Origin of the sequence: Psychrobacter sp. NPDC078929 (genome assembly GCF_050267985.1) — a bacterium.
Classification (GTDB): Bacteria; Pseudomonadota; Gammaproteobacteria; order Pseudomonadales; family Moraxellaceae; genus Psychrobacter.
This window is the reverse complement of record NZ_JBNNFX010000002.1, coordinates 73,070-99,979: the sequence shown is the minus strand read 5'-3', so window position 1 is coordinate 99,979 and position 26,910 is coordinate 73,070. Positions and strand designations below refer to the sequence as shown.

Below are 26,910 nucleotides of genomic sequence, written 5' to 3'. Positions count from 1 at the left end.
TAAGATAAATAAAAAGCAGCGTTGATTATTCAACGCTGCTTTTTTTATGCATATAGAGTTACTTTTTACGACATTCTTAAAAGAGGTATTTGCAAGACAAAAATGCAAATTTAGCATCTAGCAAGCTATTTATTAGCTAACTAACCAACTACTCAATCGTATGATTAGGCAGTTACGCTAAACACCCATGGCCAGTTTAATTAGCTGAGCAATGGTAAATACCACTAAGAACCCTGCCAAATATAGACCCACGAACCATGCCCATTGCGATTGTTTTTTACTGAACTTTTTCATAGAGATCTCCTGATTAGCGTATGAAGTGTGACTACCATCTATAAACGATGATAGCCATCCTTTTTAGCTGATCCGTTGTCCGTCGCGATTAGCGACTAGTACATTGGATTGTGATCAGACTTACCTTTAAAGGTATAGTAAGCAAATGCTGTATAGCTCAAGATAATCGGTAACATGATACAGGCGCCAATCAGCATAAATGATAACGAGGTATCGGCAGCAGCAGCTTCATAAATCGTCATTTGATACGGTACGATATAAGGGAATAGGGCGAAACAAACCCCAATATAACCCATTAAAAATAAGGCAACCGTTAGTAAGAATGGACGATACTCACGCTCTGTTTTTAAGTCTTTACGCATGATAAAGAATAAGAGCATGACAATGATAGGCATAGGAGCGAGGTATAATAAATCTGGGAAACTAAACCATCCTTCTAATGCATCGATGTCTGAGAAGTACATAAACGCTGTGACCACAACCATCGCTACTAGTAACGCAGTAAGCATCCATCTAGAAACTTGGCGCGCCCATACTTGTAATGTGTGCTCTGTTTTTATAATAAGCCACGTTGAACCAAGTAAGGCATAGCCGATAATCATGGCAAATCCGCACACTATTGAGAAGGGTGTGAGCCAATCAAATGGGCCACCAGTATATAGACGGTTACTGGCTTCTAACCCTTGCACTAACGCCCCAAGCATAATGCCTTGAGAGAAAGTGGCAACGACTGAACCGACAAAGAAAAAGGTATCCCATACATGCCGGCGCGAAGAGGATTTAAAGCGAAACTCAAACGCTACGCCGCGCATGATAAGACCGAACAACATGGCAGTTACTGGCAAATATAGACCTGTCATGATGATGCCATAAGCAACAGGGAATGCTGCGAATAAACCACCACCACCTAGGACTAGCCACGTTTCGTTACCGTCCCAAAATGGGGCGATAGAGTTCATCATGCGGCTACGGTTTTTATCTGAGCCTGCAAAAGGGAACAAAATACCGCAGCCCAAATCAAAGCCATCAAGCAGTACATAGACAAAGACAGACAAAGCAATCAAACCGCCCCAAATAAGAGGTAAATCTAATACATCACCGAAGTTAAACATTAGCGTAATCCTCCATCATCGACATCATTTGCAGGCTCATCTAAGCCTTCTTCAGTACCTTTAGCAGGATTACTATCACCACTTAACGCGCGGCCTTGGCTCTCAGTTACTGAATGCTCGTAGAAGTTATCTTCTGCAGGATCTGTATAAGGTTTCGGCCCTTGAGCAATCAAGCGCAAGATATAAAAACTGCCTGCACCAAAGACAAATATGTACAGAACGATAAAGCCAATCAATGTTGTCGCTACTTGCTGTGCTGCAAGCGGTGACATACTTTCAGCAGTACGAATCACCCCATAAACCGTCCAGGGCTGACGTCCTGTTTCGGTTACGAACCAACCTGATAATAAGGCGATAAAACCAAGCGGAGTCATCATCATCCAAGCACGGTGGAACCATACACTGTCAGTATTGAACTGCTGTTTTTTGAAGTATTTGTATAGACTGAATAGGCCGACCAGTACCATAAGCATGCCAATACCAACCATGATACGAAACGCCCAAAACACGATAATGACGGGTGGTTGATCTTCAGGCGCCCAGTTTTTAAGCCCTTTAACTTCACCATCTAACGAATGGGTTAAGATTAAACCAGTCACATAAGGAATTTTTACTTCGTACTTATTGGTCTGATTTTCTTGGTCAGGAATCGCAAAGAGACGTAGTGCGGCACCGCGCTCATCTTCCCAGAGCCCTTCCATCGCAGCTACTTTAGCAGGTTGATGCTCAAGGGTATTTAGACCATGCTCATCACCAATCAATACCTGCGCAGGCGCAACGAAGATGGCCATAATCATCGCCATACCTAGCATCACACGACCATGCGCGCGGTGCTCGACGTGCTTTTTGGATTGAATATAATATGCGCCGATACCACCAATGACAAAGGCAGTGGTTAGAAAGGCTGCGGTCATCATATGAGCGTAGCGGTAAGGGAATGAGGGGTTGAAAATAATTTCAAGCCAGTCAGTTGGATAGAGCAGGCCATCTGCACCCATCATAAAACCTTGAGGGGTCTGCATAAAGCTGTTGGCGGCTAATATCCAGAAACCTGAAATCAAGGTGCCGATAGCAACGATGGCGGTTGAGGCAAAATGCATGCGTTTGCTCACGCGACCCCACCCAAATAGCATAATCCCCAAAAAGGACGCTTCTAAGAAGAACGCTGTCAGTACCTCATAGGCGAGTAATGGGCCTAGAACGTTACCGGCTTTATCAGAGAATACTGCCCAGTTAGTACCGAACTGGTAGGACATTACCACGCCTGATACCACGCCTAAACCAAAGACGACAGCAAATATTTTGACCCAATGCTTGTAGACTTCAGCATAGATAGGTTCACCAGTTCTTAACCAGCGGAATTCAAGCACCGCAAGCCAGCTGGCAAGACCGATAGAAAAGGCAGGAAAGACGATATGGAACGAGATAACAAAAGCGAATTGGATACGCGCGAGCATCAGCGCATCGAGCTGGTCAATCATAAATGTAGCGAACATAAACGGTTACTCTCATCTGTTAGCTGAATAGCGCTGACTTCCATACAACGCTCAAGTAACTGTCCGTAACTATCCATCGATCAAAGTGGCAAACATTACGGGCAATAGCTCAGTGACGTGGACTTAGCTCCATTAGACATAAATTGTGGCTAAGTTTGCGACTCACTGTTTAGCTGAATTGAATAATTTATGTCCTTATAAATTTACATATTACTGTCATGTGCTATAGATATATTATGCGCTCACCTAGATATACACGCAAGCAACCCAGTCTGTCTGTTGCAGACCTAAGAGTCATCAAAATAACATAATTCAAACATTGAAAAATAAAATTAATATTATTAAAAACAAAGCAGTATGCGCGAACATACTGCTTATCTGAAAGCTATGACTGATGTTTAAAGGTTACGATTTATACGTCAAAAACCTTGTGAAATAACAAAAATCTACATCATTCTTGTAGCTGCTTATGCAAAATTCTTCGCAACGTCAAAATGGTCTGCGGATTAGTCTGGATACTATGACCACCATTGATAATTGTCTCAGATGCGGCACCATCGAGATGGGCACTATTATAAGGAACGATACCATCTGATAAACGCTCAGTCAGTGCTTGACTGATATCATCATTGACCGTTACAGCAGCAACAAGCGGCTCAGGTGGTAGCTGTGATGTCTCAGTATTATCGCTCACATCAACGCTCGCCGTTTCATTTCCAGCATTGTCTTCTACCGCTTGCGACAAATCAATCTTGGCACCATTTGGTTGTGTTTGTGCCAACCCTTTAGTGATATCGGCATCGTTATTGGCAATGATTGAATGATAAGTGATACGCTCATTAATAGTGATGTCTTTGGTTAACTCTATAAAAGAAGACTTATCACTTAACTGGCTGGCACCATTCTGCAAATACAATGCTCCTAGTGGGTTTTGCGCCAAATCGCCTTGTGTGGCAATAGTCGCTAAGTTATCCGTGAATGTCTTGACCAGACCTACGGGTAAGTAAACGATGCGGCGTAGTGCACGGGTGAACCATCGATCTGCATAATCGGTACCACGGAAAGGTGCAGATAGAAAAACAGCGGTGTCTACTTGTGGCAATGCCTGTAGCTCAAATCGTTCCTTTAACTCATCTTCGCCAAAAGACGTTTTGAGCGCGTTACGGATTTGCTGCTTCTCATTGCTAGAGAGGATGTCTTTATCATTGAGCTTATCTAAATCATCGATTAAATTTTCATCAGATAGCATCATACGAGCGATAATGGCACCCATACTATGACTGATAATCACACTGTTTTGACTGGCACGATTTTGTCCATTGGGATCAGTTTGCTGGTAGGTGCTGTTGATTAACTGTTGAATCTGGTAGCGATTTTCTAAAATAGGCAGATTGGTTGGATAGAATATCTGCCAAACTTGGTAGTTATCACGCAGCTTGTCATCATTAAGAATATCGTTGGTCAGATTGACCCAAGTGGCCGGACTAGAGGCTAGCCCATGCAACATAATCAACACGCGTTTATCAGGATCATAAGGCTCGAGCATGAAGAGTTTGGGCAGCTGAGCATCTGGTTGGCGAGTAATCAAGTTTAAATAACCCACACCATCTAACTGGTTTTCTGATAACCATAAGCCATATCCCGCAGAAAAATTGGCTGCCAGTGGGTAGTCATCGTTGAGGATATTGACGGATTCAGTTTGGTACGGATTGTATAAATGAATATCAAGCTTACGACTGCCTAGCGCGTCTAATACGCTATCGCCATCTGGCTTAATCAGACCTGTTAATAACAGGTGTCCAGTGGGATAAATACGTGAACTTGGCTCGCTATCGTCCGTGTTTGTATCTTCATTTGTTAGCCGACCAGATAATGAGGCGACCAATAATTGACGGATTGTGGTGGTATAGCGATCATCCAACGAGGCAACCAAGCTGATGCCTAAGCCGGGGCGTTTGCTCACGGAATTGAGACCTGAGAGTCGCAGCTCATAAGTGGATGATAAGTCTGCCAAAGCGGAAGTTTGTTTATGAGCGTTTTGCAGATAGTTGTTTTCGTTTGGCAAATAAATATCAAGGTTGTAGTTATCTACTGTCACTTTCATGACTTTGACTTGGTCTGTTGCTTTGCCCTTTAGTGGTGGTCGATTGGCAATCGCTGCTTCATCGGTGTTATCACGCTTGGTAGAGGTTATTGGCAGGTATTCTACTTTCGTATCACCCATCAATTTATTGGCATTTTCAGTCGATTGATAGATTTGAGTAATAACGTCGTTACTGGCAGCGTTATAAATATCTTGGGTTTGGATGTCATTGTCATTCGGAATACGGTTTTGCGCACGATGGCTATTACTATTTTGCTCTGCACCTTCAAAGTCATGGGTCAAACTGTCATAAAATAGATAGGTGTAGCTGTATTTGACGGCATCAAACAATCTTGCTTGATAATCGGTTAAACACAGGTCAGTCTCTTCTTGCTGTGTTTTTGAATCCTCATTACTTAAAGGCGCATTGGCGTAATACGGATCAAGTGGCGGGCGTGCAAGCGCATTACGACAGTTTTTTGAATCAGATAGTTGACGCGCTTTTGCATAGTGCAGTTCTGCAAAAATAGCTAAGGCAGGCCGATAGTGCCTGTTAAGCATACTATCAGAGAGCTGAGTCAAGCATAAGTCAAATTGCTGCATACAGGCTTGCTCATTCAGTCCTGCTGATAGCAAAGCAGATGTTGTGTCGCTACTTAGCGCATTGTCAGTGACGATATTGCCGCGCTGCGCTGAGATGGTCTTGGCCGAGGCTTGTTTATCGACCGTCACCGTACTACACGCTGGTAGCAATACTGCTGCCGCCAAAAGCATAAGTGACGTAATGGGCAGGGTTTTTTTATTAATATGCATTACTGTCTGTTTGCTAAAGCCAGCGAAAGTCATAAGTCAGTCCAATAAACGGTAGTTATGTATGAGAGTATCAATAATGAAAGTAGCAATTGATAATGAGTGTAGCGCAACTTTTGGCATTAGACTATTCATTTGCAGTTCTACAAAAGCATGTTTTAAAACGAAAGTGTTTCTACTAGTCGAAAAAAAGCGCTTTTGTCTTATAGATATAAAACAAAAGCGCTTGGTATTTAAAGCTTGGATTTAGATTATTTATTAGAGATTTGACCTAGTGAAGGTTTTATTAAACAAATATCTTATGAATCAAACCCTCAATAGCTAATCTCAACAAGTATAAAATTTCTAAGCACCTGGTTTTACACTGATGTCAGGGGCAGGAATATCCCAAATGTAGAATTTGCCTTCTTCAACGAGTTTGATTTGTTGAGGAATAACAGTATTGTTAGGGTATTGCCCTTCAAGACGACGTAGGCGTTCTAACGCATTAGCACGGCGGTCACTAAGTAGATCTGACTGTGCCAAGCTTTGTTCTGCTTCGGTGTACCCTAGAGCGACAGCGCGATCTAGATACTTTTGACCTTCTTTGAATCCGCCACCCTCTGATAGCATCATACCGTATAGGAAGTTAGCCTCACCACTATCAGGTTGCAGCTTGATAGCGCGATCGACATACTGACCACCACGTACCGTGTAGTCTGAACCCAAGTCTAGGTTACGACCCATACCGTTTAGCTTAGCAGCACGAAGCAACACATCATAAGAAGCATTTGGCGACTTAGCATAAGGTTCGATCCAATCCGCTAATACTTTGATTTTTTCACGAGTGTAATGACGCTGTGTGCGGTTAGGGAAGTTTGGTGGATAGTGGCGCGCGTTAGGGGATACATCAGCGATGAAGTCATCTAATAAGCTAACATCAAGCTTATCAGTACCTAGCCCTTTTTGTTGTGGAATTAGTACAGTTTTAACAAAGCTCATGTCTGAGAGCTGTAATTGCGGTGTAGGAATATTCGGAAGTTGTCCGCTACGCAGATCGATACCAGTAGCTGTCATTGGACCAGGCTCATAAACACGAGTAGTGCCGTTCATGACAGGTGCAGCAGCAGGCGACATCATTTGTGGTGTTTGAGGTTGAGCAGTGCTAACAGATGCGTTGTTTTGCAGAGTGCCGCTTAGTTGCATGTTAGTTGTTTGCGCATTAGTCGGCTGGCTGTTGCTCGCAGGTGTTGCTGGCAAGCTTGTTTGAGCGGCATTGGCTTGAGCAGGACTGATAGCTGCATTAGGACGAGCAAGACGAATCACACGTTTGCTTGAATCCATTGCACTAGGTACAGCCGTTGCAGTGGCGTCAGTTTCTGCAGCGTTTACAGGTGCAGATAACAGCATGGCACAGGTTGCAGCCATGACGGTCAACGTTGCAAACTTCGGTGACTTAATAGAGTGGCTACTAGAGAGAATCGCTTTCATAAAAATCGTTACCTTGTTTAATTTATTTGGTTGTTATTCATTGATTGGACGGTAATATAAATAGCGCATTGCTGCAAAATCGTACAAATTTTTAATACCGTAGCAAATTAAGCTTTACGCTATCTGTGGTAGGATTGTTAATCGCTAGAATTAAGCAAACCTACGTAAATCTGTGCAGCTATTAATTAGTAAGAAAATCGACAACAGCAACTAACCACAGTACCTGTAGCCATAAGTGATAAGCTATAAGTGATAAGCGGTATCTTTCATGCGATTTGCCATCCATCGCATGGTCCGACGTACTGCCGGAGAAAGGGCAGCGCCGCCACTTGCAAGTGCTAGCTCGCGATGATGCAGCTCCTCTTTATCCATTTGTGCCAGTATTTCTTTTGAGCGCTGATCATGTTCAGGTAGCTGCTTGATATGATCCTGTAGATGCTCGCTGACCTGCGCTTCTGTCTCCGCTACAAACCCTAGACTAAACTCATTTGAGATCGCGCCTGCGACTGCACCAAGTCCAAAAGACATACCGTACCAAAGCGGCGTAAATACGCTGGCATGGCTACCAAGTTCGCTTAGACGAGTCTCGCACCAGACCAAATGATCGACTTCTTCTTCGGCGGATTGTTGCATGGCTTGTTTGACACCATTATCTTTCGCGGCAAACGCTTGGCCATGGTATAGACCTTGCGCACATACTTCACCGGTATGATTGATACGCATAAGACCTGAGACGTGCCGCGCTTCTGTGATGGTCAGCTCAGGAATCTCATCGCTACTGACGGGCAACGGACGCGTGCTTGGATTGGAATGGGGCACGACAGCTCGTAATGCCTTATCGACCCCAAGTAACAACTGGTCAATTTTAGATAAAGGACGCAGGGTCATAATTCACTCCTGATGGTGTTAAAAACTGTCAATAAAATAAAGTATGTTACCGTCTAAAAGCAACGGCATGATGCGTATTACTATAACAAACAATCCAAATTATCGGCTCGAATATTACTGTCTAGGTAGCCCATAAATAATCTATAGATAGTTCATAGGTTGCTATAGCGATAAGAGCAACGAAGTCATCAGCGCAACATTAGACTGTATCTATGGAACTGAACTTATTTACGGCGCTATACCATCGTTGGTTTGGATAACGGCATGCTTAATATGCTTATTGAGTTTAATATATAAGAACGCACCAAACACAATATTTAATAGCCCTGTTACCAAGAATAGCTGCGGTAGCGTAAACCCTAAAACATTTAAAATAACAATCGCAAAAATCGCTGATGTAACCATAAATATCGCATTAAAAATATTATTCGCACCGACAATACGTGCTCGATGGCTCTTAGGTGCGTAGGCTTGCATAGAAGCATATAGCGGTACGATATACAAACCACCGCTGAACCCTAATAAGAACAAATCTGCAAACACCCGCCAGCTACCACTTATATTAAACAAATCACCGATGCCAAGTAATGTGTCATTATTCACATTTATATCTAAACCTGAAAGTGAAAAATACAAATCAATAGCAAAGATACTTAATCCAGCAATACCAAAAGGCAATAAACGCAAGCTGACTTTATTTCTGGTCAATGTTTTGCACAGCACCGAACCGATCGACACGCCAACAGAAAACAATGTGAGTAAGAAAATAACAACTGACTCATCACCAAGCAAAATCACCTTGCTGAACTCTGGCACTTGGGTCAAAAACGTCGCCCCATAAAACCAAAACCAGCTGTTACCAAGAATGATAAAGAACAAAAAAGGCAAGGAGTATAAGTAACGTACAGTGGCTAAGCTGGTGGTAATGATATTCCAGTTAATCTTCAGGTCAGGCTGCATCGCTGCCATAGTAGGAATATATCGTGCAGCTAAATATCCTAAAACAGCGACAACCAACACCGTGGCACTAATCCAATACAGGGATTGTGATAGTTGAGTCAAAATACCAGCGACAATCATACCGACCAAAATAGCCAGCGACGTACCCATCTGAAAAAGGCCGTTGGCGCCGACCAGTTCATCTTCTTTCATCGCTTGCGGCAGATAAGCGTATTTAATCGGTCCAAAGAAGGTCGAATGTGTGCCCATCAAAAACAACGCGACAAATAGCAGTGCATACCATTCAAAGACAAAGCCGACTGCGGCAACTGCCATAATGATCAGCTCAAGGAGTTTGATAAACTGCGTGAGCTTTGATTTTTCATACTTATCAGCAATCTGGCCTGCCAAAGCAGAAAACAAAAAGTAGGGCAGGATGAATAGCATAGCGGCCAAGTTATTAAGAATGCTGACCTCTACGCCTAATTTACTGGCGGCAGTATAAGTCAGCACCAGTATGAGCGCCTGCTTAAAAATATTGTCATTGAATGCGCCCAAAAACTGGGTAAAAAACATAGCGCTAAAACGACGGCGCTTGAATAACTGAAACTGGTTGGACATGGACATTCCTACAGATAAATCGCGACTGATAGAGAAAATAGCGGCGCTGAACGACAATTTTTTTATGAGAATAATCGTAAATTTTATTAAAAACTATATCAAGATATAGCATAGGTTTTATCAATATTAAGCCGTATAATAGCAAGGCTTCGGTGAAAATACATGCAGTCAATGCTATGATTCGATATTTAACTAAGTTATGATTTATAAATTTTATGTGATTGCGTTTTAGGGTATAAATAGTAGTGAAAACAAAGGCTACTACCCATTAATGCTATCTATAAGCTAGTAGCCTTTTCTAAGCTAGTAGACCTATAAGGCAGTAGACACAGAGTGCTAAAGCCGACACTATAGATAACCAGTCATAAAATTAAAGTAGTAAACCATTAATTCCAGATAACTGCTATAAGTTTATTCACCGGTCAGACTTAACGATCGTTATCGTTGATAAGATTGTGCCGCGTGAGCTGATAGGACGTAAAGATGATAAAGCAGCCTTCAACTCGAGCATGCAAGGGTCTAATGATGCAGCGTGACACAGCCATAGTCCAAAACGATAGTAATAATCCAAGTACGTATCCAGCAGCACCGCGTAAAAATTTCAGACGTTCGGCATTGTGCACTGCGCTTGCGACCAGTTTGTTCGGTATGGCACCTGCGGCAATGGCAGACACTACCAATAGTGTAAATAATACCGCTATCACCAACTCATCTGCTGCTGACCAAACTGATAGTAATCGAACGCTTAGTAAGCAGAATAACAATAGTCAAGCTGCTAATGATCAAGCGGCTATCAAGCAGTCAGCTACATTGTCCGATGACGATACTCAGCTAGATATGGCTCTAGATGCGCTACGTCTAAAAAAAGCAGTAGAACAAGGCATCATTGATCAGTCAGTATTGGACGACTATAGCGAACAAAGCTTAGGAATTAAAAAACCTAACTCGACAAAGTCAGGATCTAAAAACTCGACGAAGCAAAATGCCAATGCTCAAAACTTATCTTCTCAAAACAATAACTCTCAAGATCTAGAGACTTTCACTGATAGTCCAAGTACTTCATACAATCCAAATAACGCTCAATCAATCGCTTCTAATGATGACCTGTTGCAACAAGCAACTGAGATTCAGCAGCAGGGTTATCAAATGATGACGCCTGAGCAGATCGATCGTGAGCTAGCGGCAATGGATACGCAGAACGCTCAAGATATTGACAGTATCAATATCAGCAATAACGACAGTGATTTTGATGCGCCAATCGCTACGTTAGATGACACAATATCGCCAATTGGTCTCGATGTAGAGCTAGATGCGACAAACTTGCCAGCTCCGAACAATCTTGATACGTTGGGTAGAAATGAAACAACGGAAGAACAGGCGAGCACAGCTGAAGGGATGTCACGTCCGATTGAGGTGAGTGGCGCTGTTAGCAATGAAGATGTCGTTAGTAATGAAGCTACTGTTAAGAATGAAAATGGCCTGACGACTGATGATAGTAGTGATGAGGTGATAGCTGGCACGAATGTGCCTGCAAATGTAAAAGGTACGACAACAGACATTATCAATCCGAATGACTATCTACCAGATTATCAGAATGATACTCAGGCCGTCGATCAAAGTATCGAACAAGCCAATAGACCACGGCCACGCGCGCGTAATAGAGGTAATATCGTGACGCGTCTCTACAATCGTTTTTTTAATGACGGTGGCGTGGTGGCTTTGCCAAATGTAGAAACCACTATTTATCTAGAGCAAGTATCCGCTGAAGATTCTCCTAACGGTAAGGCTCAGTTGATTGAGGCTGACAATGATATTCAGCCGATGAAAAACATCAAAGCAGCACTGGATGACACTTCCGTTCAGTCGGTTATTGACTTTACTGCGGCATTGCCACGTTTGCGCGAAACAGCACAGAATGCTGCTAAAGCCGTGGGTTACTACGAGGTTGAGATGCGTTTGACCCAGCCTGATCGCGATACAGTCAATGTGGTGATTGAAGAGCTAGGCGAGCCGGTACTGGTAGACAGCCGTATTATTGAGATTCGCGGTGAGGGCAGTGAGCAAGAAGAGTTTGCATCGCTTGAGGCAGATTTGCCGCCGCAAGAAGGCGATATTTTTAATCATCGTGTCTATAAGAGCAGTAAAGCGGCTTTAGAGTCCTTGAGCAATACCTACGGCTACTTTGACCAGTATTGGCTGAATAAATCTGTTGATATCATCTTGCCGGACAACAAGGCAGATGTCTCGTTGGTTTATAACACGGGTGATCGTTACGAGTTTGACGATGTGGTGTTTTTTACCTACGACAAAGAAACCAATACGCTGACCCAAGACCCTGACAAGCTACCAGTAGAGCTTTCATTATTACAACAGCTCTATGGCTTTACGCCGGGTGAGCCGTTTTATCGTCCAGCAGTCACGAAGTTCAGTAATGACTTATCGGCAACTCGTTACTTTAATACGATCAACGTCGAGTCGATACTACCACCAACTGATAGTAGTGAAGCTGGTACCTTAGCGTTTGACAATGCTGCTACCGAGGGTAACGACACATTAGATGACGATATTAATAATGTGGACAATGATGGCATTGCAGATCTGAGTAGCAATGATGGCGCAGCTGCCTTAAATGTAACTGCTAGCACAGAAGATACGGTCAATGATAATAGCGACATAGGTGCAGAGAGCGATAATGCTCTGAGTGCTAACAGCGGCGCGACGGTCAATGAAGCGGATATCGCTGCGATTGATTTTGAAGCTGATGAAGCCACCCTTGATAAGCTGCAAGCCATCAGACAAAAAGCAGAACGACTAAGCCGCTTGCCGAATGATCGCGTGCTCGATGAAAAAGATCAGGAAGCCGATAATCTATTGGGAAAAATCAGTGACTCAATCAGTAATGTCGCGCAAAAGATATTCCCTGACGAAAAGAGTCTGATTGCTGACGAAAACTTTGTACCACCAACGCTAGCAGGACGTAAAACGCCGCAAGACGTCGCAGAAAGCAAAAAAGTACCTTTATATGTGTTTGTATACGCGGATAAACCACGTGATGCTCAAGTTGGTCTGGGTTATGGTACAGATACTGGCGTTCGCGCCACTGCAAAAATAGACTACAACTTGCTCAATCGCCAAGGCTATCAAGCAGGTGCAGAAACGGAAGTTTCGAGAATCAGCAAAAACGTGGCTGTGTATGCCAGTCGACCATGGAAGCACCCGCTCAATGATAAGCTAGATGCACGTCTTACTTATGAAGAGGAAGTGATTGACCAAGGTGAAGGCAACTTTGATCTATCAACCACAACGCTAAAAGCGGCTTTGGCACGTAACATTCGTAGTGACACTGGCTGGAATCGCAGCTACTCTGTGCGTTATCGCTTGGATGAGCTTGAGACAGGGGTTGATGGGGCAGCACTAGATGATCTGCCTATCCGCTTTACCTCTTCAAGTCCGAAACAGCGCGCGTTATTATTTGGCTATGGTATGAATAAAACAGATACTGATAACGCTACCAATCCAACGAAGGGCATGCGCCAGTACTACTCAATCGAGGCTGGCACTGATAGCGCATTCAGTGATACTGATATGGCGATTATTCGCGCAGGCGTTAGTGGTATCTATAGCTTTGGCGAAGACAAAAAACATCAAGTATTAGGTAGTGCTAATGCCGGTTATATCTGGGCGGATGATTTTTACGATGTGCCTTATAAATTGCGTTTCTTTGCAGGTGGCGATCAGAGTATCCGCGGTTATGATTACGAGAGCTTGTCACCATTAGATAAAGGCTATCTAACGGGCGGGCAGGTACTAGCGGTCGGTAGTGCTGAGTATAACTATGAATTTAAACCAGGTTTCCGTGGTGCATTCTTTACTGATGTCGGTAATGCTTATGACAAAGATTTTGATACTGAGACAAAAGTCGGCGTTGGTGTCGGTATCCGCTGGGCATCGCCTGTAGGAATGGTGCGCGTCGATGTGGCTGCTGGCGTGACAGAGGAAAGCATTCCTGTACGACTGCACTTCTTTATTGGGTCACCGTTATAATCGCTTAATGTAGTAGTTCCAAATGTTTAGTAGCTCCAAATGTTCTAATCATCACTTATCGTACCGATTGCTGGTCTTCATTTTTTAACGTAGTTGAGTGTCATGCTGACAGAAAATACCCCGCCTAATAATGCTCCAGATGAAGATCCAGCACAGCGTGATGCCCGTGCCGTTAGGCGTTGGTATCCGTTGTCATTTCTGCTCAAACTGCTGGTATTGGTGCTTATCGTACTGGCGATTATGTTTGCCATATTTTTTTATGCGGCAGGGACTGACGCTGGTACGAAGTTTATATTAGAAAAAATCAGTGTTGAAACAGGTATTGATTTCAAATACGGACGCGGTAACTTGCGCGATGGCATTTGGGTCACTGATATCGATATTGAAGCGACTGAAGATCTTGAGATATTGGTAGATAAGGCCTATGTAAAAATAGGCTGGCGTGCAGTATTTGCAAAAGAAGTGCATTTAAGCGATGCAGACATCCAGACCATAGAGATTATCAATAAGAAACCGCCTACTGGTGAACCGTTCGATTATAAAACCTTAAAGTTGCCAGTAAATTTGCGTTTTGATCAAGCAAAAATTAAGAAAGTCACCTATAAGCAAGTAACCAAAGATCCTATCGTTATTCAAGATATTACGGCACGTGATCTAACGTGGGTGGGTAGTACGGTGACCGTTGGCCGTGGTGACTTGCAGTACGCTGATATCGTGAAAGTCAGTGCCTTACAAGGAGAGATCGACCTACAGGGCGACTATCCACTAGATTTGAGTGCGATTGCGGAAGTCAGCGCCCTTGAAAAAGCCTATATCGACCCATTGAATATCTCTGCAACGGGAACGCTTAAACGTACTGTCGGTAAAGTACGCAGTCGTTATAACGATAGCGATGTGAGAGGCGACTTTGTAGTACAGGGGTTGGATGCGGGTGCGCCGTTCGATGCAAAACTACAGTGGGATGATATTCTTATCCCTTACGCCGATAGCCAAAACATTCGCCTACAAAGCGGTACAGCCACAGCTTCTGGTGTCATCTCTGAGATACGATTGCGTATCAATACTGAATTGACAGCCAAAGACATTCCATCAGGTCATTATCAAGGCCGCGCCGTTATTGCCAATAGTCAGCTACGTATAGATCGCCTAGATGCTGACGTGCCAGCGGGACGTTTGGCATTACAAGGTATCTTAGATTGGAAAGACAGCTTTGAGGCCACAGTGCGTGCGACGGGTAGTAATTTTAATATTCGCCAAGCTATTCCGGCTGAGTATGCTGACTTTAAAGCTTATGCGCCGCAAACCCTTAACGGTAGACTGTCACTGCGTTATCAGCAGCAGAATGCCACTGGTAATACGCAGATCGATGCAGATTTACGTCAGCGTGATGGTGAGCATATCAATGCCAATATGGTCCGTGGTAAAACCTCTGCTAAATCTAAGCAGGTTGCGCCTTGGTATATTGATGCTAACTGGAAAAATCTAACCCGCCGTAACGTACCCAATATTGGCAATATCGACAGTCCTAGTGGACAGGCAGACGTCATCGTTCGTGGTTCAACCCTATCAGTCGATGCCAATGCCGTTATCAATGAGCTAAATGCTGCCCCCAAGGGCAACTATGATTTACGTATACGTAAGGCTGGTGATGTCATAGATATAAATCGTCTTAATTATAACGGCATAGTAGGAGACTTATCCGGCACAGGACAGATTCAGTTGGCGAGCAACCAGCGTCCACTGACATGGCAGATTGACGCCAGTACCAAAGGTTTACTTCCTAAGAAATATCGTAGCGATTTACCGCTTGAGCGCCTAACAGGTAGTATAAGTGCGCGTGGTCGACTGCTAAATATCACTAAAAACGGCGTCAGCGGACAGCGTCACGTGATTACTTTAAACAATACCGATATGCAAGCGCAGCTCGATGCGACGCAAGCAGATCGTGCTATCGGTATTACCGGTGCTGGTGATGCCAGTGTTGATATCGTAGGTGGTGAGCTGTCAGTCTTTGATGCGCGTTTTGATGGTCGGATTGATACAGCAGATGTACCACAAGGTCGTCTATCTATCGATGCTGCGGGTACGCCAAAGCTGATTAGTATTCGTAAGCTGAACTATAAAGGTGAAGCGGGCGCAGTTGATGCGAAAGGTGTTATCGACTTACGTAAAAATATCGGCTGGAATATAGATGGTCGTTTTGACCAGTTCAACTTGGGTTATTTTTTACCCAATAATCCAGCGATAATCACAGGCGATCTAAAGACCAGTGGCGAATGGCAAAATGCGCCAAAAAACAGCAAAAACACCGCAGGCACATTGCAGCGCTTTGCCGTAAATTTCAACGGCATATTAGATGCCGAGCAATTGCCAGCAGGTAAGCTAAATATAGAAGCCAGTGGTGACAGTCAGTTGATCCGTATCAACCGTTTCCGTCATGTGGGTGCGGCAGGTAGTATCGATGCCAGCGGTACCGTTGATGTGCGTCAAGGCGTTGCATGGGATATCAACGCGGTGATGGATCGTTTTAACATTGGCTACTTCCTAAAAGATACTCCAAGCCTTATCACTGGTACGATTGATACAGATGGCCGCTGGAGTGACACGCAGCAGATTGTCAATATTAAACAAGTTAATCTAAATGGCATGCTAAAAGGGCAGCAACTGAGTGCCAAAGGCAGCCTATCAGCGAAAATGCGTTTGCCTAAAGATTTAGCAAGTTACTTCAAGCAACTTCAGACCCAAGATGCCCAAGCACAGTATAAGCAAGTAAATGCTTTGATTGATAGCTTAAATGCTAATAATCTGGTGCTGCGTTGGGGTGATAATTACGTCACGGCTAACGGCAATGCCAAACAGCTACAAACCAAAATTAATATCACCAGTCTAGATCAGCTGTCTAACCAACTGGCTGGTAAAGTCACTGGCGGTGCCACGCTGTCTCAACCATCTGGTCAAGCACTGCCTACTATTTATATTGATCTGGTCGGTGAGCGACTTGCGCTACCTGGCTTTATATTGCGTCAAGGCCGTGTACGCGGCAAGCTGGTTAACTTAGCCAATAGCCCAAGCCAGTTAATCGTAACGGCTGAAGGTCTAGATGCTGCTGGTCAAAGTTTCGATAGTGTCAAAGCGTCTTTTAATGGTACCGAAAAGTCTCATGTGGTCGATCTAAATGTGGCCAATAAGCAACTCGATGTCGGCGCTAGGCTAAAAGGTGGTTTTGATCGAGATAGGCTAAGTTGGTCAGGTGTCATTGGAAAAGGCCGCATTAGATCTAAATATGCGACTTTGAATCAGTTGCAACCTGCACAGCTGATTGTGAATTTACCTTACAATCAAGGTGGTGAAAACCGTGATCTAAAAGTACAGCTTGCCGCTCATTGCTGGCAGGCCACGGATCAAACTGGCAAGCTCTGTCTACGTGAAAAACTAGTAGCATCGCCGGACCAAGGCGAAGTCAATGTAGCGTTACAGAATTTAGATACGTCGTTATTCTCAGTGTTCTTACCAGAAGATATTGACTGGAATGGTAAGATTAATGGTAAAGCAATCGTCGGATGGCAACGTGGTCGTCCGCCAACCATTAATACCACGTTATACTCAGACAATGGCAAGATTGGCCTCGCTCAAGATGGCGAAAGCACATCAATGACTTTGCCATACAAGCGTGTGTCTCTCATTGCTCTGTCTGTGCCTGAGGGTATCAAGCTGCGTACCGATATCAATACTGGACGCGGGGCACGTGGTTATGCTGAAGTGATCGTTGATCCTTATAAAGACCCTAAACCAATCTCTGGCGCATTGGTGCTGAACGAGCTTGATCTTGCGATATTTAAGCCTTTCTTCCCCGGTATGCGCGTCCTAAGAGGTAATGTCACAATGGCGGGTGGCCTAGGCGGCACCTTAACCAAACCACAGTTCTATGGCGATGTAAAACTCTCTGACGGCCGTATAGCGATGCTTGATTTGCCAGTGAATCTGTCTAAAGTAAATGTGGCAGCCAAAATCCGCGGTACACAAGCAACCATTGATGGCACATTTAATAGTGGTACAGGTGAAGGCGAACTATCAGGGACAGTCAACTGGCAACAAAAACTGCAAGCCAAGTTGAGTATCGTCGGTGAAGGCCTAGTCATTACTCAGCCGCCATTACTGGTTGCTGAAATCGATCCTGATATCGATATTATCGTGCGTCCAGGCGACCGTTATGTTGATATAAAAGGGGCGATCAGTGTGCCGTCTGCGACCATTCGTCCGCCTGAAGCCAGCGAAGATATCATTACTCAAACTGAAGATGCAGTCGTCCTAGATCGTCGTTTGATTGGTAATATCGATGAAGTACTGGCTATCTCAAAACCTTGGTCAATCAATGCGGATATCGGTGTTGATTTGGGCGATGATATCAATTTCCGTGGTTTTGGCGCCGTCATTCCATTGGCAGGGGCGATTAATGTTACTCAGAATGGCACAGGTATCATGCGTGCTAGAGGTGTTGTGCAGGTCTCACGCCGTACCAATATCAATGCCTTTGGCCAAAGCCTAGAGCTGAATTATGGTCAAGTGCGTTTCAATGGCGATGTGATGAAACCGAGTCTGAGTATTGAAGCGGCCAAAACAATTAATGGCAAAACAGTTGGTCTGCGTGTCAAAGGAACGACTGAAAGCCCCAATATTATCGTCTTCAACAATGCAGGACTGACCCAGCAACAAGCCATGAATGCATTGGTGACAGGCCGCATCGATAATAAGAGCGCGACGCAAATCAGTGAGCAAGGGTTCAAATCGCAAGTGACCAATAATCTGGCTGCCGCTGGATTGAGCTTTGGTCTGAGTGGCACTCGTAGCCTGACCAATCAAATCGGACAAGCGTTTGGTTTGCAGAGTCTGACAGTCGATGCTTCAGGTAGTAGCGAGGACACCAATGTCAACGTCACAGGTTACGTTACCCCTGATTTGTACATTCGCTATGGCGTGGGTGTTTTCAACGCGCAAAACAGCCTTTCTGTTCGTTATCAATTGACGCGCCGCATCTATGTAGAAGCGAGCTCAGCAGCGGAGAATGCAGTAGATGTGGTCTATAGTTGGCAGTTCTAAATTGTTTATTAATAAGACGACTGCTTTTTAATTGATGTCAGCTGAGAGCGCTTTTGAAATTGTTTTTAAGTTGTATAACCTATAAAAAAACGCCTCATAATGAAGGCGTTTTTTTATAGAGGTATTGAGAAAGGTGTCACTGAAATAGACGTTACTTGGTTAGAATCAAGCGATTGTTGCGAGTTAGGCGTAGTCGATACTCTTCGCCTTCATGCTCGATACGTACCTCTTTGGTTAGTGCAAATAGATGTTGTGATTGCAAAGTAGGTAGACGGTTTTCACGACAGTTTAAATAACGAGAGATGACCATGCTCATAGTAAATTCCTTTTGAAAAAAAGTGGCTTAAAAAATTGGCTAACCATAGCGTAATTGTTTTTAACGATAATAATTATCATTTAGATTTGATGAATTTGCAAGGCAATTGATAAAATAAAATGCAGTTATTATGTAAACTTATCTAAGTTTACTGTCATAAAATATCTCAGTTGAATATTTTATCTATATAAATTAATAAGTTAGGTAATAAATTTAAATAAATCATCTAGCCTATAAAAACTATTAAATTATCAAAAATAATCAGAGTAAATACCGAAATAAAGGATATAAGTATGTTGAACGGGTCAAATCAACAATCAGAGACGAAGCCGGAAAGTAAGACAAATAGTAAGACGAAAACTGACAAACCTAGCATTGTAAATGTTGCAGTGGCTGTCATTCATTATAAAGATCAGTATTTACTTGGGTTTCGAGATGCTACTCAGCATCAAGGAAATCGTTACGAGTTTGTCGGTGGAAAGATAGAAGCAGATGAGTCAGCAGCGCAGGCGTTGATAAGAGAGGTGGCTGAAGAGACGGGTATCCTGATTGATAATAATACTATCGTTAAGCTTGGGCGTTTGCATCATGATTATGGCGACAAGCAGGTCAGCTTACAGGTTTATAAGATTGAGCTGACAGCAGAGCAGTACGAGCAGCATAGACACTGTGAACAAGGTTTAGAAGGGCAGGCACTGACTTGGGTAAGCAAATCACAGCTTTTGGCAGGAGAGTATCATCTGCCCGCTGCTAATAAGACAATCCTTGAATGGTTGAAACTCCCATCGAAGATAGCGATTACTTATCCTCTAGCACATTTCGGCACACACACTGATGCAGCGGCAGCATGGCTACAGCATCATCAAGAAAAGTTAGCATCAGAGTCATGGGTGTATATCCGCTTGAAGGACGCAAAATCTGAGCATCTTGCTGAGCAACTGATGACGGTACGCCCAGATATTTTAGCGATTTTACCTAGTGATAATGAGCAGCCTTTAAATGGGCAAGGCTCACTAACCGCTAATGAGACAAAGATTGGCCAGCGAATAGTTGCCAAGCATCTGACACAAACGACACTGATGCAGTGCTTTGATAAGGATGGCAGTTCTACAGCTCTTATACAGTCGTTATCTAAAGACCATCCGCTTATCGTCAGCTGTCATGACATCGCGAGCATAACGGCAGCCAATCAACTTGCCAGCATGCGCATACAGAATGCATTGCCACCAGTGATTGGTACTTTCGTATCGCCTGTGCTCGCCACCCAAACGCATCCTGATGACACACCGCTTGGCTGGGAAGCATGGTCAGCGTTGGCAGAGTTAGCTGATATGCCTGTCATTGGGTTAGGTGGTTTGGAGCCTGCAATGCTCAATCAAGCATTACAGTATGGTGGTATCAGTGTGGCAGGTATCCGTCAGTTTATATAATCCGCATGACTCGAGAAAGCTATCTACAATCTATAGTTCCATTTGCCTGAATGTGACCCGTATTAAACTTGCGTATTAAGCTTAGTAAGTTCAAATAACTGATTTTTAACTTAGTTGTCCAGCAAGTAACTGTGTGGTTATGATGTGTTCAAACAACACTCAAACCTCATAGTTACTTACAAACCGTTGCGTTTTCCTACATTGCACTACTGTTTTAATAGTCCAGTTGTCCTTAATATATATTGCATATCTACGATACGTTGATCTTATTTCTATAGACGAGTGACTGACCAAAAGTGATGCTCAAAATACAATAATAAAAAAGCTTTTGTAGAGTCAAGTTTTGCACGAATAATTTATACCAAAGCAAATGGCTTTTAGAAAACGAGACCAAATAGATGCCGTACATAAAGCGTTTTTAACAATCACTATTTAAGAATGGTACTCCTATGAAAACCAATAAGTTACCTGAATCAGCATGGACTGATTCACAGGCAGCTGGTTCTCAACTTCAGCAGCCTAAGCAATCGCTCAATGACAATGAATATGGCGACGACACGCAACAGACAAAACAAGCGAGTAACGATGCTAGCTATAATCACGATAGCTCGAATGGCGAATATTCGCACCATCTGGCAAAAGACACGTCTTCGCAAGACAGCTATTTTGGATACAAAAGCGCCGACAAAAGCCTTAGGGCAAAAGAGTCAGCTATGAGTAACAATGAGATAAGCAAAGATCTAAAAAATAGCAATGAGGACAATCATGACGTGGCTAGTGGCTACAAATCATCTGGCTATAAGTCAGCGCAAAATAAGCAGCCACAAAAGCTAAATGAAGATGAGCCATTAATATCAGGACTGTTAGAGGATCAAATAGATAATCTAAACAGTAGTTCTGAACACGCCATCGACGCTGAGCCAATCGGTGATACATCAACAAATAATTCATCCTACAAAGAAATACCGGAGCGCATATTTATGAATGGACTGATCAAACATACAGGCATTGCCTTAGCAATTATTATACCGTTAGCAGCGTTCTCAGCCTATGCGGCCACGCCGCCAATGAACTCGGCAACTAACAACGTAGTAACCAATGGAATGTCTGATGATGCGATGAGTGAGAAGACTACAACCGATATGCTATCGGTTCAGCCAAGTGATATTATTCATAAATCTGCAAGCACACCAACTACTGTAGATAGCGTAGATCTGAACACTTATGCAGGTACTTGGTATGAGATTGGCCGTTTGCCGATGTATTTCCAGCGCAAGTGTGCTGGTGATGTCACCGCCAACTATGCACAAAAAGATGACGGCTCGGGAATCACGGTTACTAATAAGTGTGTGAGCGAGGATGGTTCAGGCATTGTGGCAGAAGGTTTGGCTAAGCCAGTCGATGAAAGCGGCAGCAAACTAAAAGTGACGTTTTTACCGAAGTGGATTCGCTGGATTCCAGTCGGCCGTGCTGATTATTGGGTGTTGGCACGTGATGCAGAGTATAAAACTGCGCTAGTAGGGACACCTGATAAAAAATACTTATGGCTACTAGCACGCTCGCCAAATATCAGTCGGGAAACGTATACCAAATATCGTCAAATTGCTCAGCAGCAAGGTTATGACTTAAAAGAGTTTACATTGACGTCGCAGAGTAACCAAACGGTGAATCTAGCACCATAGGTGTTATAACTAAATTTACTGCTGTGGTTAATTAAGCCCTATAGCAATTATTATTTCATTACGTCTCGAATAAGGCAGCATATATAGCTGCCTTTATTTTTATTATTAGCTGTATATGAGAAGTATATATAAGAGCTATATACGAGAATGAAACCTATTATGCACGCTAGCTAATCGGTTACTACTGGCAAAATGAGGCGTTTTAGGCTAAAATCTAGGCGATTCAAATACTCTAGCGTCAATAACCCATATTGATAGTGGTTGATTATCATATTAGAGTCGCCATTTAGAGCATACACGACCTATCTATTTTACACTTCTTCATATTTTATTGATCATATATTACTGACCATAAGGATGTTTCTCGTGAGCAACGCTGATACCTTACGCCAATTACATCAAGACCACTTGAACAACTACAACAATCAAGAGCAACAAGCGATTGAGCTTATGGGGCTACTAAACAAGCTCTATAACAAGCAAGACGTACAAGTGACTTTGTTTGGCGAAACGCTAGACTCTACCTCAGTTGGTCAAATACTTGCTTTACATCAAAAAGTAGCGCTACGCGACCATGGCGCCAAAGCTATCGATATCGCTGATACTCTAGCGATGGTAAAAGTTATCTCAGAAAACACTGATATCCAAGCCACTCGTATCGATGTTGGTCAATTGATTGCTAATGATACTGACTTACAAACCGCTCTACAGTCTATCAACAACTCTGGTGCTGTAAATGGCGCGACGGACGTTGTACTGTATGGTTTTGGCCGTATTGGTCGTATCTTGACTCGTCTGCTCTTGTCACAAGCGTCAAGCGCAAAAGGTCTACAACTAAAAGCAATCGTTGTACGTCCAGCCGCTGCTGGTGACTTGGCTAAGCGTATCTCATTGCTTGAGCGTGACTCAATCCATGGTAGATTCTTAGGCGGCATCAGCATCGATGATGATAATAACGGCATGATCGTTAATGGTCGTTTTGTACAAGTTATTTATGCCAAAGACCCAAGCGAAATCGACTATACTGCTTATGGTATCGATAACGCTCTTGTTATCGATAACACGGGTATTTGGAAAGACGAAGCAGGCCTTGGTAAGCACTTACAGTCTACTGGCGTGAAAAAAGTACTACTAACCGCACCTGCTGGCGGCGATATCAAAAATGTCGTTTATGGCGTGAACAATGACACCGTTGGTGACGATACGATTGTTAGTGCTGCTAGCTGTACGACCAATGCGATTACGCCAACGTTGAATGTACTGAACGATGAGTACGGTATTGTAAATGGTCATGTAGAGACTATTCACTCATTTACCAATGATCAGAACTTAGTTGATAACTACCATAAAGCAGACCGCCGTGGTCGTAGTGCTGTGATGAACATGGTTATCACTAGTACTGGCGCTGCAAAAGCTGTTGGTAAAGCATTGCCAGAATTAAATGGTAAGCTAACGGGTAACGCTATTCGTGTACCAACACCAAACGTCAGCTTAGCTATCTTGAACGTGAATCTAAAAACTGCTCCAGCAAGCGCTGATGCATTAAATGAGTTCTTGCGTAAAATGGCTAACAGCAGCACTTGGCAGTCGCAGATTGCTTATACAGATTCTACAGAAGCGGTATCAACGGATTTCGTTGGTACGACTCATGTTGGTATTATCGATGCTCAAGCCACTATTTTGACTGACAACCAAGCTATCGTATATGTTTGGTATGACAACGAAGTTGGTTATAGTACTCAGGTATTGCGTTTGGCGACGCAAATGGCCGGAATCAGCTACGCTCAGATTCCAGCATAGGTTACTAAATACAGTAGAGCAATAACGTCATACCAAGTATAGTAGCGCTATAGTGTCATAAGAATGGCGCTGTAGCAGATGCTACTTTAAATAGCTTGGTAGGACTTTAACTGTCATACTTAAACACCCGATAGTCCGATTGATTATCGGGTGTTATTGTCATAATGGGCACTAAGTAAAATTAGTATTTATACAGTGTTCATTTTGACGCAACAACATAGCAAAACCCCAAAATACAACCGTTGGTTGTAACCAGTTTATAGACTGGATTGTGAATTAAGGAACGTAAGATGCGATTTATTGATGAAGCCGTCGTAACGGTAAAAGCAGGTGACGGTGGTAACGGAATCGCCAGTTTTCGCCGAGAAAAGTATGTCCCACGTGGTGGACCTGATGGTGGTGATGGCGGCAAGGGCGGAGATGTGTATGTCATTGCAGAAGACAACACCAACACCCTAGTTGACTATCGTTATACGCGTCGTCATGACGCCATGCGTGCTGAGAACGGCCATAGTAGAAACTGTTCAGGTAAAGGGTCTGATGATCTTTATTTACCAGTACCAGTTGGTACGACGGTAGTTGATACCGAGACAGACGAAGTATTGGGCGATTTGATTGAGATCGGCCAGACACTACTGATTGCCAAAGGTGGCGATGGTGGTCTGGGTAATACCCATTTCAAAAGCTCGACCAACCAAGCGCCGCGTAAAGCGACGTCAGGTTTTGAAGGCGAGCTAAAAGTTCTTAAGTTTGAGCTAAAAGTAGTGGCTGATGTTGGTTTGATTGGTTTGCCTAATGCTGGTAAATCGACCTTTATCCGTCAAGTCTCTGCTGCTAGACCAAAAGTGGCTGATTATCCGTTTACCACCCTAGTACCAAACTTGGGTGTGGTCGATATTGGTCGTCATCGCTCATTTGTAATGGCAGATATTCCTGGTCTTATTGAAGGTGCATCAGAAGGCGCAGGACTTGGTATTCGCTTCTTAAAGCATGTTGCGCGTACGCGTCGTCTGCTACACTTAGTTGATGTCAAGCCTGTCGATGGTAGCGATCCGGTCGAAAACGCCCGCGTTATCCTAAATGAGCTTGAGCGTTTTTCGCCTGAATTGGCCAACTTGCCGCAGATTTTGGTATTAAACAAAATCGATCAGGTCAATGATGAAGACTTGAACGCGCTTTGTACACATATTGTCGCAGAGCTTGGTTGGACAGGTATGGTCTTCCGTACAGCAACGCTGACTGGTGAAGGTGTTGATGCGGTAAAATATCATTTAATGAATGATATTGAACTTGAGCGTGAGCGTGAAATAGAAGATCCTATATTCGCTGAAGCACAAAAAGAGCGTTTTGAGCGTTTAGAAGCCGAAGTGCGTCTTAACACTGAAGCACAGCGTGAAGCATATCGTGCAGCTCGTAAAGCAGCACGTGAAGGCTTGGATGCGTCTGATTTGGATGATGACGACGATGGCGTTGAGGTAATGTACGTTCCTTAAGCTAGTATGCTTGAGCAGTTATACTTGAATTGTGAATTTAATCCCTACAATCAATTGATATGAAAAAAAGGAGTTTATATGGCAGATGACATAGCAAACACGATGGAAGAAGCAAGATTTGTTAAGCAAACTCGCAACTTTGATATTCAGCGCGTTATTGTCAAAATTGGTTCATCACTATTAACCAATAACGGTCGAGGGCTGGATCGTACTGCCATATATGAGTGGGCAAAGCAGATTGCTAAGCTGCACAAAAAAGGCGTTGAGGTACTGCTAGTATCATCAGGTGCTGTTGCTGAAGGTGTGGTACGTATGAACCTTGAGGAACGCCCTAAAAAACTAGCAGCACTACAAGCCTGTGCTTCTATTGGTCAAATGGGGTTGATTGAAACATGGTGGTCAGCTTTGATTCAGCATGGTATTCAAAGCTCGCAGCTACTGCTAACTCATGATGACTTGTCTAATCGTAGCCGTTACCTTAATACGACGGGGGCGCTGACCCAGTTATTAGAATGGCGCGTACTACCTGTTATCAACGAAAACGATACCATCACGATTGATGAGATTAAATTCGGTGATAACGATACCTTGGGTGCGATGGCAGCCGCAATGGTTAATGCTGATTTGTACATCATCTTAACCGACCAAGAAGGTGTCTTCACTGATAACCCACGTGATAATCCTGATGCCAAGATGATTCGCCAAGAACGTGCAATGGCGGATTATTTATTTGATATTGCAGGAGACGGCGGTAAGCTTGGACGCGGTGGTATGTTGACCAAAATCCGTGCTGGACGCCTTGCTGCTATGGGTGGCTGTCCTACCGTTATCGTCAGCGGTGCTATCGATGACGTTATTACCCGTGTGGTATCAGGCGAAGCGGTAGGTACATTGCTGACGACTAATGACGAAGATAAAATCATCGCGCGTAAACAGTGGCTAGCTGCGCATCTACGTATGTCAGGTAGCTTGGTCGTTGATGCAGGTGCTGCAAGAGCATTGACTGAGCACAATAGAAGTTTATTGCCAGTGGGTGTTGTAGAAGTGCGGGGCGGGTTTGATGAAGGTGATGTGGTAGAAATCATTCATCAAGATACTGGCGAACGCATAGCCGTTGGGCAGGTAAACTTCTCATCGAATGATGCGCGCCGCGTAGCTCGTGAGCGTACCGAACAGTTCGATAAGATCTTTGGCAGTAGCGAAGAACGTGTCGTCATGGTACACCGCGACAACCTTGCATTGACTGTATAGCGCTTTCATATAACCTTTTTTATTCAACTTATTTTATCCAGCACAATATCCATTTATAAATATGGATATTGTGCGGTTTTGGAG

The 26,910-nt window shown here is 43.6% G+C and carries 15 protein-coding genes; 7 read left to right on the top strand and 8 right to left on the bottom strand.

The features are described from left to right. Positions 1-177: 177 nt before the first annotated feature. The 7 genes from ACQKCG_RS01635 to ACQKCG_RS01605 form a co-directional block, all read right to left on the bottom strand. A complete protein-coding gene (locus ACQKCG_RS01635) occupies positions 178-294 on the bottom strand; it encodes a DUF2474 domain-containing protein (RefSeq protein ID WP_101206161.1) in 117 nt (38 codons plus the stop codon). A 95-nt stretch (positions 295-389) separates the two neighbouring features. Further along, a complete protein-coding gene (gene cydB, locus ACQKCG_RS01630) occupies positions 390-1,406 on the bottom strand; it encodes a cytochrome d ubiquinol oxidase subunit II (RefSeq protein ID WP_057759155.1) in 1,017 nt (338 codons plus the stop codon). After that, complete coding sequence (locus ACQKCG_RS01625; protein WP_101206159.1) at positions 1,406-2,902, bottom strand: cytochrome ubiquinol oxidase subunit I; 1,497 nt, start codon at positions 2,900-2,902, stop codon at positions 1,406-1,408. The genes cydB and ACQKCG_RS01625 overlap by 1 nt, the downstream gene beginning before the upstream one ends. 451 nt (positions 2,903-3,353) lie before the next feature. Further along, the gene (locus ACQKCG_RS01620; protein ID WP_228153225.1) at positions 3,354-5,831 is read right to left on the bottom strand and encodes an esterase/lipase family protein; all 2,478 of its coding nucleotides are present in this window, start codon (positions 5,829-5,831) and stop codon (positions 3,354-3,356) included. 309 nt (positions 5,832-6,140) lie between these two features. Further along, entirely contained in the window at positions 6,141-7,265 is a 1,125-nt protein-coding gene (locus ACQKCG_RS01615; RefSeq protein ID WP_102094418.1) for a tetratricopeptide repeat protein, read from the bottom strand. Positions 7,266-7,508: 243 nt separating this feature from the next. Further along, positions 7,509-8,153, bottom strand: coding sequence for a 2-polyprenyl-3-methyl-6-methoxy-1,4-benzoquinone monooxygenase (coq7, locus tag ACQKCG_RS01610; protein ID WP_102094419.1), 645 nt, complete (start codon positions 8,151-8,153; stop codon positions 7,509-7,511). 228 nt (positions 8,154-8,381) lie between these two features. After that, positions 8,382-9,713: an MFS transporter gene (locus tag ACQKCG_RS01605; RefSeq protein ID WP_102094420.1), complete on the bottom strand. Its 1,332-nt coding sequence runs from the start codon at positions 9,711-9,713 to the stop codon at positions 8,382-8,384. 483 nt (positions 9,714-10,196) lie between these two features. On the opposite strand from ACQKCG_RS01605, the gene ACQKCG_RS01600 reads away from it, so the two are divergent. Together ACQKCG_RS01600 and ACQKCG_RS01595 are read left to right on the top strand one after the other, a co-directional pair. Then, positions 10,197-13,757: a BamA/TamA family outer membrane protein gene (locus ACQKCG_RS01600; protein ID WP_102094421.1), complete on the top strand. Its 3,561-nt coding sequence runs from the start codon at positions 10,197-10,199 to the stop codon at positions 13,755-13,757. Between the two features lie 102 nt (positions 13,758-13,859). Beyond that, positions 13,860-18,854, top strand: coding sequence for a translocation/assembly module TamB domain-containing protein (locus ACQKCG_RS01595; protein ID WP_102094422.1), 4,995 nt, complete (start codon positions 13,860-13,862; stop codon positions 18,852-18,854). A gap of 151 nt (positions 18,855-19,005) precedes the next feature. Here ACQKCG_RS01595 and hemP read toward each other — a convergent pair whose 3' ends face one another. Then, entirely contained in the window at positions 19,006-19,164 is a 159-nt protein-coding gene (hemP, locus tag ACQKCG_RS01590; RefSeq protein WP_227672156.1) for a hemin uptake protein HemP, read from the bottom strand. A 299-nt stretch (positions 19,165-19,463) separates the two neighbouring features. On the opposite strand from hemP, the gene ACQKCG_RS01585 reads away from it, so the two are divergent. The 5 genes from ACQKCG_RS01585 (at position 19,464) to proB (ending at position 26,826) form a co-directional block, all read left to right on the top strand. Further along, on the top strand, positions 19,464-20,600 hold the full coding sequence (locus ACQKCG_RS01585) for an NUDIX domain-containing protein (RefSeq protein ID WP_102094423.1): 1,137 nt from the start codon (positions 19,464-19,466) through the stop codon (positions 20,598-20,600). A gap of 449 nt (positions 20,601-21,049) precedes the next feature. Beyond that, a complete protein-coding gene (locus ACQKCG_RS01580; protein WP_102094424.1) occupies positions 21,050-22,282 on the top strand; it encodes a lipocalin family protein in 1,233 nt (410 codons plus the stop codon). A gap of 357 nt (positions 22,283-22,639) precedes the next feature. After that, a complete protein-coding gene (locus tag ACQKCG_RS01575) occupies positions 22,640-24,082 on the top strand; it encodes a glyceraldehyde-3-phosphate dehydrogenase (protein WP_102094425.1) in 1,443 nt (480 codons plus the stop codon). Between the two features lie 290 nt (positions 24,083-24,372). Further along, positions 24,373-25,575, top strand: coding sequence for an Obg family GTPase CgtA (cgtA, locus tag ACQKCG_RS01570; RefSeq protein ID WP_102094426.1), 1,203 nt, complete (start codon positions 24,373-24,375; stop codon positions 25,573-25,575). Positions 25,576-25,653: 78 nt separating this feature from the next. Next, a complete protein-coding gene (gene proB, locus ACQKCG_RS01565) occupies positions 25,654-26,826 on the top strand; it encodes a glutamate 5-kinase (RefSeq protein WP_102094427.1) in 1,173 nt (390 codons plus the stop codon). Positions 26,827-26,910 lie beyond the last annotated feature (84 nt).

Coding starts and splice junctions, on each gene's coding strand:
- ACQKCG_RS01635 (WP_101206161.1), bottom strand. CDS start 294: ATGAAAAAGTTCAGTAAAAAACAATCGCAATGGGCATGGTTCGTGGGT.
- cydB (WP_057759155.1), bottom strand. CDS start 1,406: ATGTTTAACTTCGGTGATGTATTAGATTTACCTCTTATTTGGGGCGGT.
- ACQKCG_RS01625 (WP_101206159.1), bottom strand. CDS start 2,902: ATGTTCGCTACATTTATGATTGACCAGCTCGATGCGCTGATGCTCGCG.
- ACQKCG_RS01620 (WP_228153225.1), bottom strand. CDS start 5,831: ATGACTTTCGCTGGCTTTAGCAAACAGACAGTAATGCATATTAATAAA.
- ACQKCG_RS01615 (WP_102094418.1), bottom strand. CDS start 7,265: ATGAAAGCGATTCTCTCTAGTAGCCACTCTATTAAGTCACCGAAGTTT.
- coq7 (WP_102094419.1), bottom strand. CDS start 8,153: ATGACCCTGCGTCCTTTATCTAAAATTGACCAGTTGTTACTTGGGGTC.
- ACQKCG_RS01605 (WP_102094420.1), bottom strand. CDS start 9,713: ATGTCCAACCAGTTTCAGTTATTCAAGCGCCGTCGTTTTAGCGCTATG.
- ACQKCG_RS01600 (WP_102094421.1), top strand. CDS start 10,197: ATGATAAAGCAGCCTTCAACTCGAGCATGCAAGGGTCTAATGATGCAG.
- ACQKCG_RS01595 (WP_102094422.1), top strand. CDS start 13,860: ATGCTGACAGAAAATACCCCGCCTAATAATGCTCCAGATGAAGATCCA.
- hemP (WP_227672156.1), bottom strand. CDS start 19,164: ATGGTCATCTCTCGTTATTTAAACTGTCGTGAAAACCGTCTACCTACT.
- ACQKCG_RS01585 (WP_102094423.1), top strand. CDS start 19,464: ATGTTGAACGGGTCAAATCAACAATCAGAGACGAAGCCGGAAAGTAAG.
- ACQKCG_RS01580 (WP_102094424.1), top strand. CDS start 21,050: ATGAAAACCAATAAGTTACCTGAATCAGCATGGACTGATTCACAGGCA.
- ACQKCG_RS01575 (WP_102094425.1), top strand. CDS start 22,640: ATGTTTCTCGTGAGCAACGCTGATACCTTACGCCAATTACATCAAGAC.
- cgtA (WP_102094426.1), top strand. CDS start 24,373: ATGCGATTTATTGATGAAGCCGTCGTAACGGTAAAAGCAGGTGACGGT.
- proB (WP_102094427.1), top strand. CDS start 25,654: ATGGCAGATGACATAGCAAACACGATGGAAGAAGCAAGATTTGTTAAG.